Source organism: Sinorhizobium sp. KGO-5, from assembly GCF_036245905.1.
Taxonomy (GTDB): Bacteria; Pseudomonadota; Alphaproteobacteria; order Rhizobiales; family Rhizobiaceae; genus Sinorhizobium; species Sinorhizobium meliloti_A.
On record NZ_BDIZ01000001.1, the window covers coordinates 1,654,877 to 1,670,549 of the forward strand.

A 15,673-nucleotide genomic window follows, 5' to 3' on the forward strand; every position below is an offset into this window, starting at 1 on the left:
TGCTACATGTTTTGTCCTCAAAGGACACATGCAGTTGGAGCATGCGGGGCCGGCGGTCCCGCTCGGCATGTAGAAACGGCTGATCGGCGCCGTTTTGCGGCGAGCAGCCGTCGAAACGACTCGGCTAAGCTCAGATTCGGGCGGAAAATTGTCGTCGAGCGGCGGTTTTCAACCGCCGATTTCCACCGCCTCGACCTTTTTGTCGACAAAGCGCAATGCCACCTCGCCATTGATGAGTTTCAGCGCCGTCATGCCGAAGAGCTCACGCCGCCAGCCTTTGAGGGCGGCGACGTCGGCGCCTTCGCCCTCTGCTGCGATCCTGTCGAGATCGTCGCTGTTGGCGATGATCTTGGCCGCGACTCCCTCCTTTTCGGAGATGAGTTTCAGCAGCACCTTGAGCAGCTCGCTCGCTGCCGCAGCGCCTTCGGGTGCGTGGTTCTGGCGCGGCAGACGAGGCAGCTCGCCCCTCGGGATTGCTAAGGCTTCGCCGACGGCCTCGATGAGGGCCGTCCCCGCGCTCGAGCGCTCCCAGCCCTTGGGAATGGTCCTGAGGCGTCCGAGCGCCTCGGCATCCTTAGGCTGCTGCTGCGCGATCTCATAGATCGCATCATCCTTGATAATTCGCCCGCGCGGTACGTTGCGAGCCCGCGCCTCGCGTTCGCGCCACGCCGCCACCTTCTGCAGGACGGCGAGCTCGATGGGCTTCTTCACCCGCATCTTCAGCCGCTGCCAGGCATTGTCGGGGTGGAGGTCGTAGGTTTCCCGGCTTTCGAGGATCGCCATTTCCTCCGCAAGCCAGGAGGAGCGTCCCTCGCGATCCAGTTCCTTGGTGAGGTACTGGTAGATATCCCTCAGATGCGTCACGTCCGCCAGCGCATAGTCGAGCTGCTTGTCGGTGAGCGGTCTGCGGCTCCAATCGGTGAAACGAGACGACTTGTCGATCTGCTCGTTCTTGATGCGGTTGACAAGTTGATCATAGGAAACGCTGTCACCGAAGCCGCAAACCATCGCGGCCACCTGCGTATCGAAGATCGGATGAGGAATGAGGTTTCCGAGATGATGGATGATCTCGATGTCCTGCCTGGCGGCGTGGAACACCTTCACGACATCCGGGTTGCTCATGAGCGCGAAGAACGGGGCGAGGTCGATTCCGGGTGCCATCGGATCGACGATCACTGCCATATCCGGGCTTGCCATCTGGATGAGGCACAGCACCGGCCAGAACGTGGTTTCGCGCAGGAACTCCGTATCGATCGTAATATAGCTTGAACGGGCCAGCTCTTGGCAGGCGGCCTCAAGATCTGCTGTCGTTTGAATCATCGGGCTTTAATCACTGTGGCAAAAATGCGGCTTTGAGTTTCCCCGTGTACCGTTTCACGGCACCTGTCACAATGGAAATTGTCAGGCGACCCGGAAATAAGCCGACATCCCGGTCTTTTGATGTTCGATGATATGGCAATGGAACACCCAGTCCCCGGGATTGTCCGCGACCAGTGCGAGCTGCGCCTGCTCGTCCGGCAAGAGCAGGATCGTGTCGGTCGGCGGCGGCAACAGGCTCCGCTTGTTCGAGGCGAGAACGCGGAAGCTCAGCCCATGCAGATGGATCGGATGGGCATGCGGCGTGCGGTTGGCGATCTCCAGGACATAGCTTTTCCCGAATTTGAGTTCATCGATCGGGGCGACCGGATCGGGCGTGTCACCGGGCCACGGTACCTTGTTGATCGCCCAGAAAGTATAGCCGAGCGAGCCGCAGATCGAGGGGGCCGGCTCGTGCTCGGCCGTTGCAGTGAGTTCGATCGGGATGCGCCTGGCGGTGGAAATGTCGGCTTCGGCAATGGGGTTCAGGGGCAGGGGTGCGACATCCCGGAGGTCCCGCTTCAGCGAAGTGCCGACTGCCCGGAAGGCTGCGATCGTCCAGGGGCTGGAGCCGCGAAAATTGCCAAGCCTTGCCCGTTGGCCCTCGCTTTGCGGCATGCGAAGCGCAAGGTCGGCGCGCTGGCCGGGGCCGAGGTCGAGCCGGTCGAGCGCGAAGGGGATTTCGACCGGGTTGCCGTCGAGCGCGATCACCCGGGCCTCAGCGCCTTCGAGCCCGATCGTGTAGATGCGCGTGACGTCGGTTGCGGCGATCCTCACGCGGACGAGCCCGCCGGCGGGAACGTCGTAGACCGGCTCGCGCTGCCAGTTCGCGGTTCTCACCGTTCCATAGGTTCCGCCGCGCGCCGCATCCCGCGGTTTGAAAGGGGCGATGAACTCGCCGCCGGCGCCGAGCCGCCAGTCCCTGAGGTTGAGAACGATCTCGGAATCGAAGGTCGGATCCTCCGGGTTCTCGACGACGATCACGCCGGTCAGGCCGCTCCCCATCTGCATCAGCGTATTGCAGTGCGGGTGGTACCAGAAGGTGCCGGCGTCCGGCGGTGTGAAGAGATAGTCGAACCCGTCGCCGGGATAGACATAGGGCTGCGTCATCTCCGGCACGCCGTCCATCGCATTGGCGATCCTCAGGCCATGCCAATGAACGGTCGTCGGTTCGTCGAGACGGTTGACCAGTCTCGCCGCGAAGGGTTCGCCCTTGCGCATCCTCAAGACGGGCGGCATGGCGGCGCTTGCCGGGTTGCCGGGATCATGCAGGATGACTCGGGGATCATGCGCGATACCCCGGGGATCATGCGCCGTGACCCGGGGATCATAGGTCATGACCCGGGGGGTGATGCCGCCGGCCGCTATCTGTGCCTCCGTGAACCGCGCCGTCAGGATCTGCGGATCGGGCGCTGCGCCCGCCCTCGCGGCAAGACCGGCGCCGAGCGCGAAGGCGCCGCCAAGTGCGGCTGAACCCTGGAGAAACATTCGGCGATCGAGCATCTGTATCTTGCTTGTCTGTTCCGGAAGAAGGGGCAAAGCCGATCGGCCCCCGAAAAATGATCCGGCCCGTTATTAAACCTGATTTTCACTTTCAGCAATTCGGCAGCCCACGCCTTGTTGCCACCCTGTTGGATCAAGGCTCTTTCCGCGTCTGGCCGCCCGCAAGCTTGTTGAAGAAGGACGATGTGCGCAGAAGGCTGCGAAACCGCATCGACCTTTCCTCGGCTGGAACGGGTTTGCGCGCAGTCATGCGCCGGATCGTATAGGCCATGAAGAGCGCCAGGATTGCTGCCGTATACATGAAGAGCACCGGCGGTTCGCAGATCTCGAGCAGGAAGGATGCGAGGAGCGGCCCGATGATGGCTCCGAGCGACCAGAAGAACAGCATCCCGGCGGAAACCAGCGCATGCTGGCCTTCGGCCGCATGGTCGTTGGCATGCGCGGAGCAGAGCGAGAAGAGCGGCATCGCGAATGCGCCGAAGGCGAAGATGCCGGCGAAGTTCAACCACTCGTCGTTCCCGGCGACGAAGGCGAGGAAGAGCCCCGCGAGAAGGGAGCCGAAGGTGGCGATCAGGATGATCAGCCTGCGGTCGATCCGGTCGGAGTAATACCCCAGCGGATATTGGAGCACGACGCCGCCGATGATGCCGGCGCTCATGAAGGTCGCGATCGCCGTCACCGAAAGGCCGATCTCCTGCGCATAGATAGGGCCGAGCGAGCGGAACGCGGCATTGGTGAGGCCGACGACGATGCAGCCGATGGTGGCCAGCGGCGAGATGTTCCAGAGCGCCTTCACGTCGAAGCGTATCGCTTCCGGTGCAACCGGGCTCGACCGGTCGGCAAAGGAGATCGGCACGAGCGAAAGCGTCAGCGCCATCGAGATGATGGCGAAAAGCTCGAAGCCGCCGATTCCGATGCCGGGAATTGCATATTGTGCAGCCGTCACCGAGCCGAGATCGACGAGGCGATAGATCGATAGGGTGCGCGCGCGGTTGCCGTTGGTGACGCTGGCATTCAACCAGCTCTCGACCGTAGCGAAGAGGCTCGCGAAGCAGATGCCGGCGACGAGCCGCATCAGGAACCAGAACCACGGATCGATGACCAGCACCATGGCGATCGCAGCGGCGGAAGCGATGGCTGCCATCGCCGAAAAGGTGCGGATATGGCCGATCGCCCTCAGAATGCGGGTGACGTAGACGCAGCCGATTGCAAAGCCGACATTGTAGCCGGCGCCGATTACGCCGATCAGCGAGGTCGAGAAGCCTTCTTCGAGCGCTCTCAAGGAGATGAACGTGCCCTGCAACCCGTTGCCGCCGATCAGAATGCCTGCGGTGACGAGCAACGGGATGAGCGGGCGAATCTGGGACATGGAACAGAAGGCATCCGATTGCGGCCGCGACTCGCGCGATACGCGACCCTTGCCCCTGTTTAACCGTGGCTGACGCGCGGGAACAGTAGCAATTTGTGACCACTCGTGTCCAAATTTGCGCGCTACCCCTCGCGGCCGTGGTGGACCCGGGCAACTTGCAAGACCGGGCCGGCGCTCCTGCCGCCGGCGCGCCGCGGCCTTGACAAAACCGGCGCATCATGCGCTTTTCCGCCCGACTTTGACCTGCCGCCCTGCGCCGTTCTGCGAGCTGCGCGGCCTTTAAGCAATTCCGGGACTATACGATGCACCGTTACCGCAGCCACACCTGTGCCGCCCTCCGCAAGTCGGATGTCGGCTCCACCGTTCGCCTTTCCGGCTGGGTTCACCGCGTCCGCGATCACGGCGGTGTGCTCTTCATCGACCTGCGCGACCATTATGGCATGACCCAGGTCGTCGCCGATCCGGATTCGCCGGCCTTCAAGACCGCCGAGACCGTGCGCGGCGAATGGGTCATTCGCGTCGACGGTGCCGTCAAGGCGCGCACCGACGATACGGTCAACAAGAACATGCCCACCGGCGAGGTCGAACTCTATGCCCGCGAGATCGAGGTCCTCTCGGCCGCCAAGGAACTGCCGCTGCCGGTGTTCGGCGAGCCGGACTATCCGGAAGACGTGCGCCTGAAATACCGCTTCCTGGATCTCCGCCGCGAGACGCTGCACAAGAACATCGTCAGGCGCACCGAGATCATCGCCGCCATGCGCCGGCGGATGGGCGACATCGGCTTCACCGAATATACGACGCCGATCCTGACGGCCTCTTCGCCGGAAGGTGCGCGTGACTTCCTGGTGCCGAGCCGCATTCACCCCGGCAACTTCTATGCACTGCCGCAGGCGCCGCAGCAGTACAAGCAGCTTCTGATGGTCGCCGGCTTCGACCGTTACTTTCAGATCGCGCCCTGTTTCCGCGACGAGGATCCGCGCGCCGACCGGCTGCCCGGGGAGTTCTACCAGCTCGACCTCGAAATGAGCTTCGTCGAGCAGGAAGACGTCTGGGACGCCATGGAGCCGATGATCCGGGCGATCTTCTCGGACTTTGCCGGCGGCAAGCCGGTGACCGACAAGTTCCCGCGCATTCCCTACGACACGGCGATCCGCAAATACGGTTCCGACAAGCCGGATCTGCGCAACCCCATCGAGATGCAGGAAGTCACGCAGCATTTCGCCGGATCCGGCTTCAAGGTCTTCGCCAACATGATCGCCTCCAATCCGAAGGTGGAGATCTGGGCCATTCCCGCCAAGACCGGCGGCTCCCGCGCATTCTGCGATCGTATGAACGCCTGGGCCCAGAGCCAGGGTCAGCCGGGTCTCGGCTACATCTTCTGGCGCAAGGAGGGCGAGAAGCTCGAAGGCGCCGGTCCGCTGGCCAAGAATATCGGCGAGGAACGAACCGACGCGATCCGCACGCAGCTCGGCCTCGAAGATGGCGACGCCTGCTTCTTCGTGGCTGGCGAGCCGGCGAAGTTCTACAAATTCGCCGGCGAGGCTCGCACCAGGGCCGGCGAGGAACTGAACCTCGTCGACCGCGATCGCTACGAGCTGTGCTGGATCGTGGACTTCCCGTTCTATGAATGGAACGAGGAGGAAAAGCGTGTCGACTTCGCCCACAACCCCTTCTCGATGCCGCAGGGCGGTCTGACCGCGCTTTCGAGCGACGATCTCCTGTCGATCAAGGCGTTCCAATACGACATGGTCTGCAACGGCTTCGAGATCGCCTCGGGCTCGATCCGTAACCAGTCGCCGGAACTGATGGTCAAGGCTTTCGAGAATGTGGGGCTGAGCCAGGCCGACGTCGAAGAGCGGTTCGGCGGTCTCTACCGTGCGTTCCAGTACGGTGCCCCGCCGCATGGCGGCATGGCCTTCGGCATCGATCGCATCGTCATGCTGCTCGTCGGCGCCAAGAACCTGCGCGAGATTTCGCTGTTCCCCATGAACCAGCAGGCCCAGGATCTGCTGATGGGCGCGCCTTCTCAGGCGACGCCTGCACAACTCAGGGAACTCTCGATCCGACCGATCCCGCAGAAGAAGGATTGATCTTCTTCGACACCGAAGGAACCCGGCGATGATCTCGCCGGGTTTTTTTTGATCCGGTTCTTGTTGCGAAGCGCGGGAGGAGTGTGTCCCCGAACGCGCTCCGTGACGCTCGCCTTGACAGCGGATGTTTCGAGGCGTTTCCTTTCCGTGCAAACCATCGGTTGGAGGGGAACAATGATCAAGACCGTCAAGGATCTGCTCGCGGAAGCAAACGGTGCAGTCCCGAAATTGTCTCCCGCCGAGGCGGCCGAGAAGATGCGCGCCGGTGATGTGTTGATCGTGGACGTCCGTGATCCGACAGAAGTCCAGCAAACCGGCAGGATCAAGGGGGCGGTAAACGTCTCGCGGGGCATGCTGGAGTTTCGGGCAGATCCGGAAAGCCAGTACCACAATCAGCTCTTTCAGAAGGACAAGACCATCCTTCTGCATTGTGCCTCCGGCGGCCGTTCCGCTCTTGCGGGCAAGACCCTGCAGGACATGGGATATTCGGCCGTCTACAACATCGGCGGCTTCAAGGATCTGGCCGAGGCGGGCATCGATACAGAACCGGCGTGAGCGCGCATATCAAACGGAACTTCGCCCCTCGTCGGCCTCGCAAGTAGGCGAAGGCGCCTCGCGGGGCGCTCCGCCTCCGGCATACGTTGCTGGCGCTCGCCGCCTGCGCCGCCCGCGGACGCTTCTTAAAAGTCCATTCCGCCGCCAGGCGGCATCTGCGGCTGCCCGTCCTTCTGCGGTTTCTCGGCGATCATCGCTTCCGTCGTCACGAGGAGACCGGCGATGGAGGCAGCGTCCTGAAGCGCGGCGCGCACGACCTTCGCGGGATCGATCACGCCCATTTGGAAGAGATCGCCGAATTCTCCGGTCTGTGCGTTCCAGCCAAAGGCGAAATCCTGTTTCTCGCGCAGCTTCCCGACGATAATCGATCCCTCGGCGCCGGCGTTCTCGGCGATCTGACGCACGGGTGCCTCGATCGCGCGGCGGACGATCTCGATGCCCACGCGCTGGTCGTCATTGGCGGTCGCAAGACCGTTGAGCGCACTCACGACCCGCAACAGCGCCACGCCGCCGCCGGGCAGAATGCCTTCCTCGACCGCCGCGCGCGTTGCATGCAGCGCATCGTCGACCCGGTCCTTCTTCTCCTTGACCTCCACTTCGGTCGAGCCGCCAACGCGGATGACGGCGACGCCGCCCGCGAGCTTGGCAAGCCGCTCCTGCAGCTTCTCCCGATCATAGTCCGAGGTCGTGTCCTCGATCTGCGCCTTGATCTGTGCGACGCGGCCGCCGATGTCCTCCTTCGATCCGGCGCCGTCGACGATCGTCGTCGTCTCCTTCTCCACCATGATGCGTTTCGCACGGCCGAGGGTATCCATCGTGGCGTTTTCGAGCTTGATCCCGAGTTCCTCGGAAATCACGGTGCCGCCGGTCAGGATCGCGATATCTTCCAGCATGGACTTGCGACGGTCGCCGAAGCCCGGGGCCTTGACCGCAGCGATCTTCAGGCCGCCGCGAAGCTTGTTGACGACCAGGGTGGCGAGCGCCTCTCCCTCGACATCTTCGGCAATGATCAGGAGCGGCTTGCCGGATTGGACGACCGATTCGAGGATCGGGATCATCGCCTGCAGGTTGGAGAGCTTCTTCTCGTGAAGCAGGATATAGGCGTCTTCCAGCTCCACCCTCATCTTTTCCTGATTGGTGATGAAATAGGGGGACAGATATCCCCGATCGAATTCCATTCCCTCGACGACTTCGAGTTCGATCTCGGCGGTCTTGGCCTCCTCGACGGTGATCACGCCCTCATTGCCGACCTTTTCCATGGCTTCGGCCAGGTAGCGGCCGATCTCGGCATCGCCATTGGCCGAAATCGTCGCCACCTGGGCGATTTCGGCATTTTTGGAGACCTTCCGGGCATTGTTCCTGAGTTCCTTGACGATCGCCTCGACGGCAAGATCGATGCCGCGCTTCAGATCCATCGGGTTCATTCCCGATGCGACGGCCTTGGCGCCCTCCCTGACGATAGCCTGCGCGAGTACGGTGGCCGTGGTGGTGCCGTCACCGGCGATGTCGCTGGTGCGCGACGCCACTTCGCGCAGCATCTGCGCGCCCATGTTCTCGAACTTGTCCTCGAGCTCGATTTCCTTGGCGACCGAAACCCCGTCCTTGGTGATCCGCGGTGCACCGAAGGACCTGTCGATGACGACGTTCCGTCCCTTCGGTCCCAGAGTCACGCGCACCGCGTTGGCCATGATGTCGACCCCGCGCAGCATCCGATCGCGGGCATCGCTGGTGAATTTGACTTCCTTGGCAGCCATTTATGCCTCCCTCCACACGGAATTCCCGAATGTCTTCGTGCTTCTTTCGCGTCCCGCCGGCGCGCTCCTCCTGGAGCGCCGCGTGTCGGCGGGGAGCAGGGCATGCCGTGCTCCCCGCCGCTGCCGATTGCATTCACTCCTCGTCGTCGGCGGGCGTCAGGATATCGATCAGCGCCGCAACGCGGCCGGCCGGAAGGTGGCGGCCTTCGCCGATCAGCGCCTCGTCGTTGTTGACCCATGCTATTGCTTCGGCAAGTTCACTCGCGGTCGCGCCCGTCGCGAGAAGTTCAGCCATCAGCGTTTCGTCGACAGGGCCGAGGATGGCGGTGATATCCGAATGCTTCAGTCCCATGGCGTCCTCCTTCCGCTTGGTCGGTCGGGAATGCGCAAACTGTCGGCACGCAAAAAATAGATAGGCGATCGTGTGCGAGCATCAAGCATGCATCATATCATCGATCGGGCGGATGAAAAAAACCCCGGCGACAAGGCCGCCGGGGGTCAGCATGTGGCCGCGCCATAAGCGCCATCAGTCGTTCGCCGTCACCTTGACGCCGAGCACGGACGGGACGGTGTTGGGAGCCCCCATTGCAGCCCCCATGATCATCGGGAACGGCACGGGCTTTTCCGGCTCAGCGCTGATCGTCAGGCTTTTCGGATTGTCGAGAAAGGCGCTGACGGCGCTGGAGACCTGGTTCTGCAGCTCCGGGATATTGAGCTGCGCCATCATGATCGGCACGAGCCCCTTCAGCGATTGCGCCAGCTGTTCGCCGGTGACGCCCTGCTGGCTGCCGGCGTAGTCGAGCGCCTTTTTCGTGATCGATGCATCGTCGAAGCGGATCGAGGCGCTATTGAAGGTAAGCTGCTGCATCAGGCCGAGCATCGCCAGTGCCATCGCCTGATCGGCTTCCTTCTTGTTCGGGTTGGCCTCAGCCGCTTGGGCTGCCTCCTGCAACGACTTCATGAATTGCAGCGTATAGCCGGACAAGTCCATGGCGATATTCAGCCGGCCGACATTCTTGAAGTCCAGCGCGTATTCGTCGAGGGCAAGGTTGCCGGTTTCCAATTCCCAACTGCCCTTCATCGTGACTCCGCCATCGAGCGTCGTCAGCCCAAGCTTCTCGACCGCTTCCTTGGTCTTGGCATCCTCGATTTGCGACAGATCCGCCTTGATTCCGGCAAGCGTCGCGTCGAAGTCGAAGCCCGCATCGTTTTCCTGCCGCGTCAGATTGGTTTCCGTGCTTTCGGCGGTGAAGACGTTCTTGCCTTTGACGTTTACGGTCATAGGGCCGGTGCCGGCTGTTTCGTAAAGCAGGATGTCATCGATCGTGGTACCGGCCGCGTTGCCCGGAATGGACAGGCCGCCGATAGAGATGTCCTTGACCGAGAAGCTTGAATCCTTGTCACTGACGGCGATATCCGGGAAGGAGACGGTTTCGGCATAGTAGCCGCCGTCCTTTTCCTCGACGCCTTCGAACGTCACCTCGCCTATGTCGATGGACGTGCCGGGCTTTGCCACCACCTGCAGCTTCATGCCGGTGACCGTCACCACGTCGCCGTCGGCCTCCGCCTTGTCGTAGGTCACCGAAGTGCCGTTGGGCGACGTCGCCGCATTGAGCTTTTGCATCATGTCCGCGCCGTCCAGGGCCATGGCCGGTCCGGCGAGGGTAAGGAGGGCGGCGCTGGCCAGCATCAGGCGGACTTTGCGCGTATGTATCATTGGAGTTCCTTGTGAAATTGTTCTGATTGCGTCGATCATGCCGGGACGATACGCAAGCGCCGTTCTGCCGCCAAGTGCAAACTCGTGCGGGGGCAGGCCAGGGATCACCCGCCGGTGACGTTCTCCACAGTGGCATAGCCCGGAATTCTTGCCGTCCCGCGCCTGTTGAGGTAGCAAGGACATATGGGACAAAGCCTTTTGCCGCCGTCTGGCGGGGACGACAACATTCAGCCGGTTGACCTGAAGGCGGCGCTGGAAGAGCGTTATCTCGCCTATGCGCTGTCGACCATCATGCACCGCGCGCTGCCGGACGTTCGTGACGGCCTGAAGCCGGTCCATCGCCGGATCATTCATGCCATGAGCGAGATGGGCCTGCGGCCCAATTCCTCGTTCAAGAAATGCGCCCGCATCGTCGGCGACGTCATCGGTAAGTTCCACCCGCATGGCGACCAGTCGGTCTACGATGCGCTGGTGCGCCTGGCGCAGGACTTCTCCCAGCGCTATCCGGTCGTCGACGGCCAGGGCAACTTCGGCAATATCGACGGCGATAACGCTGCCGCCTACCGTTACACCGAAGCGAAAATGACCGAGGTCGCAGCCCTCCTTCTGGAGGGAATCGACCAGGACGCGGTCGATTTCCGCCCGACCTACAACGAGGAGGACCAGGAGCCGACCGTGCTTCCCGGTGCCTTCCCGAATCTGCTCGCCAACGGCGCGTCCGGCATCGCCGTCGGCATGGCGACCTCCATCCCGCCGCACAATGCGCATGAACTCTGCGACGCGGCGCTCCATCTCATCAAACATCCGGATGCGACGGTGGAGGATCTGCTGTTCGATCCGGCCAATCCGCAGCGCGGCGGCATCGAAGGGCCGGATTTCCCGACCGGGGGCGTGATCGTCGAGAGCCGCGCCAGCATGGCCGAGTCCTATCGGACCGGCCGCGGCGGTTTTCGGGTCCGGGCACGCTGGGCGGTAGAGGATCTTGGGCGCGGCGGCTTCCAGATCGTCGTCACCGAAATTCCCTATCAGGTCCAGAAGTCCCGCCTGATCGAAAAGATCGCCGAACTGCTCATCGCACGCAAACTGCCGCTTCTCGAGGACATCAGAGACGAATCGGCCGAGGACGTCCGCGTCGTGCTGGTGCCGAAGAGCCGCTCGGTCGATGCCAATATCCTGATGGAATCGCTCTTCAAGCTGACCGAACTCGAGAGCCGCATTCCGCTGAACATGAATGTGCTGTCGATGGGCCGCGTACCGCGCGTCATGGCGCTCAACGAGGTGCTCAGCGAATGGCTGGCGCACCGCCGGGAGGTCCTGCAGCGGCGCTCGCGCCACCGGCTCGCCGCAATCGATCGCCGGCTCGAGATCCTCGGCGGCTATCTCATCGCTTATCTCAACATCGACGAGGTCATCCGCATCATCCGCGAGGAGGATGAGCCGAAGGCCGTGATGATCGAGCGCTTCGGGCTCACCGATGTCCAGGCCGAAGCGATCCTCAATATGCGGCTGCGCTCGTTGCGCAAGCTCGAAGAATTCGAGATCCGCACCGAGTTCGACGCGCTGTCGAAAGAGAAGGCGGAAATCGAGGCGTTGCTCGCCTCTGGTGACAAGCAGTGGCAGGCGGTCGCCTGGGAGATCGGCGAGGTCAAGAAGAAATTCGCCAAGGCGACCGAACTCGGCAAGCGCCGCAGCACCTTCGCTGACGCGCCTGACGCGGATGTCGAAGCCATTCAGCAGGCGATGATCGAAAAAGAGCCGATCACCGTCGTCATCTCGGAGAAAGGCTGGATCCGGGCCTTGAAGGGGCACATCGGCGATACGTCTTCGCTCCAGTTCAAGGATGGCGATGGCCTGAAGGTTTCGTTCCCCGCGCAGACGACGGACAAGATCCTCATCTTCACGACGGGCGGGAAGGCCTACACGCTTGGCGGCGACAAGCTGCCCGGCGGGCGGGGCCACGGAGAACCCTTGCGCATCATGGTCGATATGGAGAACGACCAGGACGTGCTGACAGCCTTCGTGCACGATCCGGCACGCAAGCTCATCGTCTCTTCCACGGCCGGCAATGGCTTCGTCGTCACCGAGAGCGATATCGTGGCCAACACGCGCAAGGGCAAGCAGGTGATGAACGTCACCATGCCCGACGAGGCCAAGCTCGTCGTTCCGGTCAAGGGCGATCATCTCGCCGTCGTCGGCGAGAACCGCAAGATGCTCGTCTTCCCGCTGGTCCAGGTTCCCGAGATGGCACGCGGCAAGGGCGTGCGTCTCCAGCGCTACAAGGATGGCGGCGTTTCCGATATCCGTTCTTTCGCAATCGCCGAAGGGCTTAGCTGGGAAGACAGCGCCGGCCGTGTCTTCACCAAGACCAGGGACGAATTGATCGAGTGGATGGGTGATCGCGCCGGCGCTGGGAGGGTCGTCCCGAAGGGCTTCCCACGGAGCGGCAAATTCAGCGGCTAGATCGGTAACACCGGGCTTGCAAGGGCGGAGCGTTCGTGGATCAATGTTGGTGGATAGCCCCGGGCAGGTGTCCTCGCTATCCCGAATGTCGCTGCAATTCCTTGATCTCCTGCATGTCCCCTAGATCGGCTCCGATTCGAGCAACCATGCGGCGGCGAGATGAACGCGATGACCTCGGCTCTTGACGATACATTGCTGGCGCTGGCCGATCCGATGCGCCGACGCATATTCGAAGTCCTGTTTGCCGGCGAGACGCCTGCGGCGAGTATCGCTGCGGCCATCGGCATCGGGGAGGACGTCCTTTCGGGGCATCTTGCCGTTCTGGAGACAGCCGGGTTGGTTGCCCGGCGGTGGAATGGCGGGAAAGAACTCGTCAAGGCCGATCCTGCGCCGCTCGAGATTGCCGCGGAGTGGATCGACACCAATCGCGAGCTCTGGGCGATGCAGTCGCAGATGCAGGAATCCTCCAGGGATGAAGGGTCGCCCGAACAGCGATAGGAGCCCGAACAGCGACGTGGAGTGGTCGCTTGGCATCCATCCTCGGTGCAAGCGCGCCTCCTCCGGCAGGCGGATGAGACGCTATCCTATCCCGCAATTTCCACGCAGGCGATGCGCGCCCTGGCCGCCTTGATCCGCATCTGCCAAAACGAATGGCCGAGCAAAGCGAGAATGAGGATCGTGCCGCCGAGGAGCGTTCGGTTCGTCGGCGTCTCCGCAAAGACGATCCATACCCAGATCGGCGCCAGAATGGTCTCCAGCAGGTAGAACATGCCGACTTCCGGCGCGGAAAGGTAGCGCGGCCCCGTCGCCAGACAGAAGAAGGCAAGCGGGATCATCACCAGTCCGTTGAAGAGGATGTATGCGGGTTCGGCGATCGCGAGGCCGCCGGACGGCAAAAGCATGAAGCCGGCGATCGCCGGGAAGACCGCCGTCGTCAGCGGCACGAGCGACATGTCGCGGCCGCTGGCGCGGCTGATCGTGATCGCGCTTGCGAGCAGGAAGGCCGAGGATGCCGCCATCGCGTCGCCGAAGAGATGCCCGCTTTCGAGTCCGTCGCTGACGATCACACCGACGCCGACGAGCATGACCGCCATCGTCAGGAAGGTGGCGTTGGAGGGGCGCTCCCCAAGAAATATCCAGGAGAGGATTGCCGCGAACATCGAAGTGAACGCCAGGATGAAAACGACGTTGGCGGTCGACGTATTGAATACGGCTAGCAGGAAAGTGAAGGAGTTGATGCCGTAGAAGAGACCGGCGATCAGGCCGGCCTTTCCCGGGATCAGGGCGACACGGCGGCCGAGCAGGCGGTTGATCACCACCCATGTGGCGAGCGCGGCGAGGAAGGTCGAAAGGCTGCGCACGGCAAGGATCGACCAGACCTCGCCATCTGCCGACCGGATCAGCGGAATGTCGAAGGAGAGCGCAAGGCCGCCGAGGCCGGTGATGGCAAGGCCGCGCCGGTGCCGGGCGGCGTCAGTGGATGGGGTCAATTTTCAATCCGTGGCGGGTTTGGTGGAATCGTGCTCGCCAGAATAGCGCTCCCAGCCGCGGGCCATAAGGTGCTCTTGCGGCAAAAACTTTGTTTTGTACCCCATTTTACGCGATCCCTTGACCCAATAGCCGAGATAGACATGCGGCAGACCGCGTTCCTTCGCCCTGCGGATATGATCCAGAATCATATAGGTGCCGAGGGAACGCTCGGAGAGAGCCGGATCGAAGAAGGAATAGACCATGGAGAGACCGTCGCTCATCCGGTCTGTGAGCGCCGTGGCGATCAGGGGGCCTCGCGCCTTGTCGTTGATGCCGTCGCCTTCGACCCGCAACCGGTACTCGATGATCTTCGTGTGCACATGGGTATCCTCGACCATCATCGCATAGTCGAGCACCGACATGTCGGACATGCCGCCTTTCTGATGGCGACAGTCGAGATAGCGCCGGAAGAGATTGTACTGCTCGCTCGATGGCTCGGCCGGATATTCCGCGGAGACGATGTCGCCATTGGCCGCAAGCACGCGGCGCATGGATCGCGTCGGCGCGAATTCGTTGGCGAGTATGCGCACGGAAATGCACGCCCGGCAGGTCTCGCAGGCGGGGCGGTAAGCGATGTTCTGCGAGCGGCGGAAACCGCCCTGCGTCAGCAGGTCGTTGAGCTCCGGCGCCCGCTCTCCCACCATATGCGTGAATACCTTCCGTTCCATCTGGTTCGGCAGATAGGGACAGGCTGCCGGTGCGGTCAGGTAGAACTGAGGAGACGGTGCGGTCTGCGTGTTCATCGAGCGGGCGGATCACTCTTCGTGCGGTTGCTCATCGTAATAGCATGGCCGAAGAATGGAAAACGTCAACACACTCGTTCGGCGTAACGGACCCGTCAGTACATGTCGCGCCGAACGGCCACGGTGCCGATCAGCAGGTCGTGCAACAGCCGGCCACGGTCGGTGAAGAGGCCGATCAGCAGGATGAGCGGCGTCAACAGCGCATTGGCGATCCAGAATATCGCCAGATGGACGATTGCCGTCAGGAAATCCATTGGCCGACCATCCGTCCGGGCGATCGCCACGCCCATGATCCTCATACCGGGTGATGCCTGCTCGCGGCCGCCGACGGTCAGTCCGAAATAGAGCATCGCCACCAAAGCGAAGAGGACCGGGTAGAGGAGAAAGCCGAGGCCGAGCGTCAGTATGCCGAGGAAGAAGACCACGACGGCCGCCGGTATCCACAGCAGCGCGACGATCAGGTAATCGATGATGAAGGCGAATATCCTGCGTGACAATACGCCCTGGTAGGCGCGCCAGTCCTCGCTCGGAAGCCTCAGTTCTTCATTATGCATGCTCATGCGCGTGCCCCAAAATTGCTATCCACCCAAGATATG

General features: G+C 62.5%; 13 protein-coding genes. 4 read left to right on the forward strand and 9 right to left on the reverse strand.

The features are described from left to right. Positions 1-168: 168 nt before the first annotated feature. The 3 genes from rnd to BHD07_RS07840 all read right to left on the reverse strand — a co-directional run bounded on the left by rnd (position 169) and on the right by BHD07_RS07840 (position 4,228). Positions 169-1,320 carry a ribonuclease D gene (rnd, locus tag BHD07_RS07830; RefSeq protein WP_275596491.1) on the reverse strand — a complete coding sequence of 384 codons (1,152 nt, stop codon included), beginning with the start codon at positions 1,318-1,320 and terminating at the stop codon, positions 169-171. A gap of 81 nt (positions 1,321-1,401) precedes the next feature. Beyond that, positions 1,402-2,859 (reverse strand): multicopper oxidase family protein, encoded by a 1,458-nt coding sequence (locus tag BHD07_RS07835; RefSeq protein WP_338278890.1) that lies wholly within the window; start codon positions 2,857-2,859, stop codon positions 1,402-1,404. Between the two features lie 133 nt (positions 2,860-2,992). Continuing rightward, on the reverse strand, positions 2,993-4,228 hold the full coding sequence (locus BHD07_RS07840) for an MFS transporter (RefSeq protein ID WP_445190476.1): 1,236 nt from the start codon (positions 4,226-4,228) through the stop codon (positions 2,993-2,995). Between the two features lie 302 nt (positions 4,229-4,530). Here BHD07_RS07840 and aspS point away from each other — a divergent pair, with 302 nt between their 5' ends. Together aspS and BHD07_RS07850 are read left to right on the forward strand one after the other, a co-directional pair. Further along, positions 4,531-6,318, forward strand: coding sequence for an aspartate--tRNA ligase (gene aspS / locus BHD07_RS07845; protein WP_018094709.1), 1,788 nt, complete (start codon positions 4,531-4,533; stop codon positions 6,316-6,318). Positions 6,319-6,492: 174 nt separating this feature from the next. Beyond that, complete coding sequence (locus tag BHD07_RS07850) at positions 6,493-6,873, forward strand: rhodanese-like domain-containing protein (protein WP_100672145.1); 381 nt, start codon at positions 6,493-6,495, stop codon at positions 6,871-6,873. Between the two features lie 125 nt (positions 6,874-6,998). Here BHD07_RS07850 and groL read toward each other — a convergent pair whose 3' ends face one another. The 3 genes from groL to BHD07_RS07865 form a co-directional block, all read right to left on the reverse strand. Further along, on the reverse strand, positions 6,999-8,627 hold the full coding sequence (gene groL, locus BHD07_RS07855) for a chaperonin GroEL (protein ID WP_100672146.1): 1,629 nt from the start codon (positions 8,625-8,627) through the stop codon (positions 6,999-7,001). Between the two features lie 133 nt (positions 8,628-8,760). Next, positions 8,761-8,979: a hypothetical protein gene (locus tag BHD07_RS07860; RefSeq protein ID WP_100672147.1), complete on the reverse strand. Its 219-nt coding sequence runs from the start codon at positions 8,977-8,979 to the stop codon at positions 8,761-8,763. 174 nt (positions 8,980-9,153) lie between these two features. Further along, the gene (locus BHD07_RS07865) at positions 9,154-10,344 is read right to left on the reverse strand and encodes a hypothetical protein (protein ID WP_100672148.1); all 1,191 of its coding nucleotides are present in this window, start codon (positions 10,342-10,344) and stop codon (positions 9,154-9,156) included. A gap of 183 nt (positions 10,345-10,527) precedes the next feature. Here BHD07_RS07865 and parC point away from each other — a divergent pair, with 183 nt between their 5' ends. Beyond that, positions 10,528-12,804 (forward strand): DNA topoisomerase IV subunit A, encoded by a 2,277-nt coding sequence (gene parC, locus BHD07_RS07870; RefSeq protein WP_338278895.1) that lies wholly within the window; start codon positions 10,528-10,530, stop codon positions 12,802-12,804. 159 nt (positions 12,805-12,963) lie between these two features. Further along, positions 12,964-13,302 (forward strand): ArsR/SmtB family transcription factor, encoded by a 339-nt coding sequence (locus BHD07_RS07875; RefSeq protein ID WP_100672150.1) that lies wholly within the window; start codon positions 12,964-12,966, stop codon positions 13,300-13,302. A gap of 86 nt (positions 13,303-13,388) precedes the next feature. Here BHD07_RS07875 and BHD07_RS07880 read toward each other — a convergent pair whose 3' ends face one another. From BHD07_RS07880 to BHD07_RS07890, 3 genes are all read right to left on the reverse strand, one after another. Further along, a complete protein-coding gene (locus BHD07_RS07880) occupies positions 13,389-14,294 on the reverse strand; it encodes a DMT family transporter (RefSeq protein ID WP_324763201.1) in 906 nt (301 codons plus the stop codon). Positions 14,295-14,297: 3 nt separating this feature from the next. After that, a complete protein-coding gene (locus tag BHD07_RS07885) occupies positions 14,298-15,077 on the reverse strand; it encodes an arginyltransferase (protein WP_100672152.1) in 780 nt (259 codons plus the stop codon). Between the two features lie 95 nt (positions 15,078-15,172). Continuing rightward, positions 15,173-15,637 (reverse strand): RDD family protein, encoded by a 465-nt coding sequence (locus BHD07_RS07890; RefSeq protein WP_003529322.1) that lies wholly within the window; start codon positions 15,635-15,637, stop codon positions 15,173-15,175. Positions 15,638-15,673 lie beyond the last annotated feature (36 nt).

What these genes read in the sequence shown, in the direction of transcription:
- rnd (WP_275596491.1), bottom strand. Translation starts at nt 1,320, where the DNA reads ATGATTCAAACGACAGCAGATCTTGAGGCCGCCTGCCAAGAGCTGGCC.
- BHD07_RS07835 (WP_338278890.1), bottom strand. Translation starts at nt 2,859, where the DNA reads ATGCTCGATCGCCGAATGTTTCTCCAGGGTTCAGCCGCACTTGGCGGC.
- BHD07_RS07840 (WP_445190476.1), bottom strand. Translation starts at nt 4,228, where the DNA reads ATGTCCCAGATTCGCCCGCTCATCCCGTTGCTCGTCACCGCAGGCATT.
- aspS (WP_018094709.1), top strand. Translation starts at nt 4,531, where the DNA reads ATGCACCGTTACCGCAGCCACACCTGTGCCGCCCTCCGCAAGTCGGAT.
- BHD07_RS07850 (WP_100672145.1), top strand. Translation starts at nt 6,493, where the DNA reads ATGATCAAGACCGTCAAGGATCTGCTCGCGGAAGCAAACGGTGCAGTC.
- groL (WP_100672146.1), bottom strand. Translation starts at nt 8,627, where the DNA reads ATGGCTGCCAAGGAAGTCAAATTCACCAGCGATGCCCGCGATCGGATG.
- BHD07_RS07860 (WP_100672147.1), bottom strand. Translation starts at nt 8,979, where the DNA reads ATGGGACTGAAGCATTCGGATATCACCGCCATCCTCGGCCCTGTCGAC.
- BHD07_RS07865 (WP_100672148.1), bottom strand. Translation starts at nt 10,344, where the DNA reads ATGATACATACGCGCAAAGTCCGCCTGATGCTGGCCAGCGCCGCCCTC.
- parC (WP_338278895.1), top strand. Translation starts at nt 10,528, where the DNA reads ATGGGACAAAGCCTTTTGCCGCCGTCTGGCGGGGACGACAACATTCAG.
- BHD07_RS07875 (WP_100672150.1), top strand. Translation starts at nt 12,964, where the DNA reads ATGAACGCGATGACCTCGGCTCTTGACGATACATTGCTGGCGCTGGCC.
- BHD07_RS07885 (WP_100672152.1), bottom strand. Translation starts at nt 15,077, where the DNA reads ATGAACACGCAGACCGCACCGTCTCCTCAGTTCTACCTGACCGCACCG.
- BHD07_RS07890 (WP_003529322.1), bottom strand. Translation starts at nt 15,637, where the DNA reads ATGAGCATGCATAATGAAGAACTGAGGCTTCCGAGCGAGGACTGGCGC.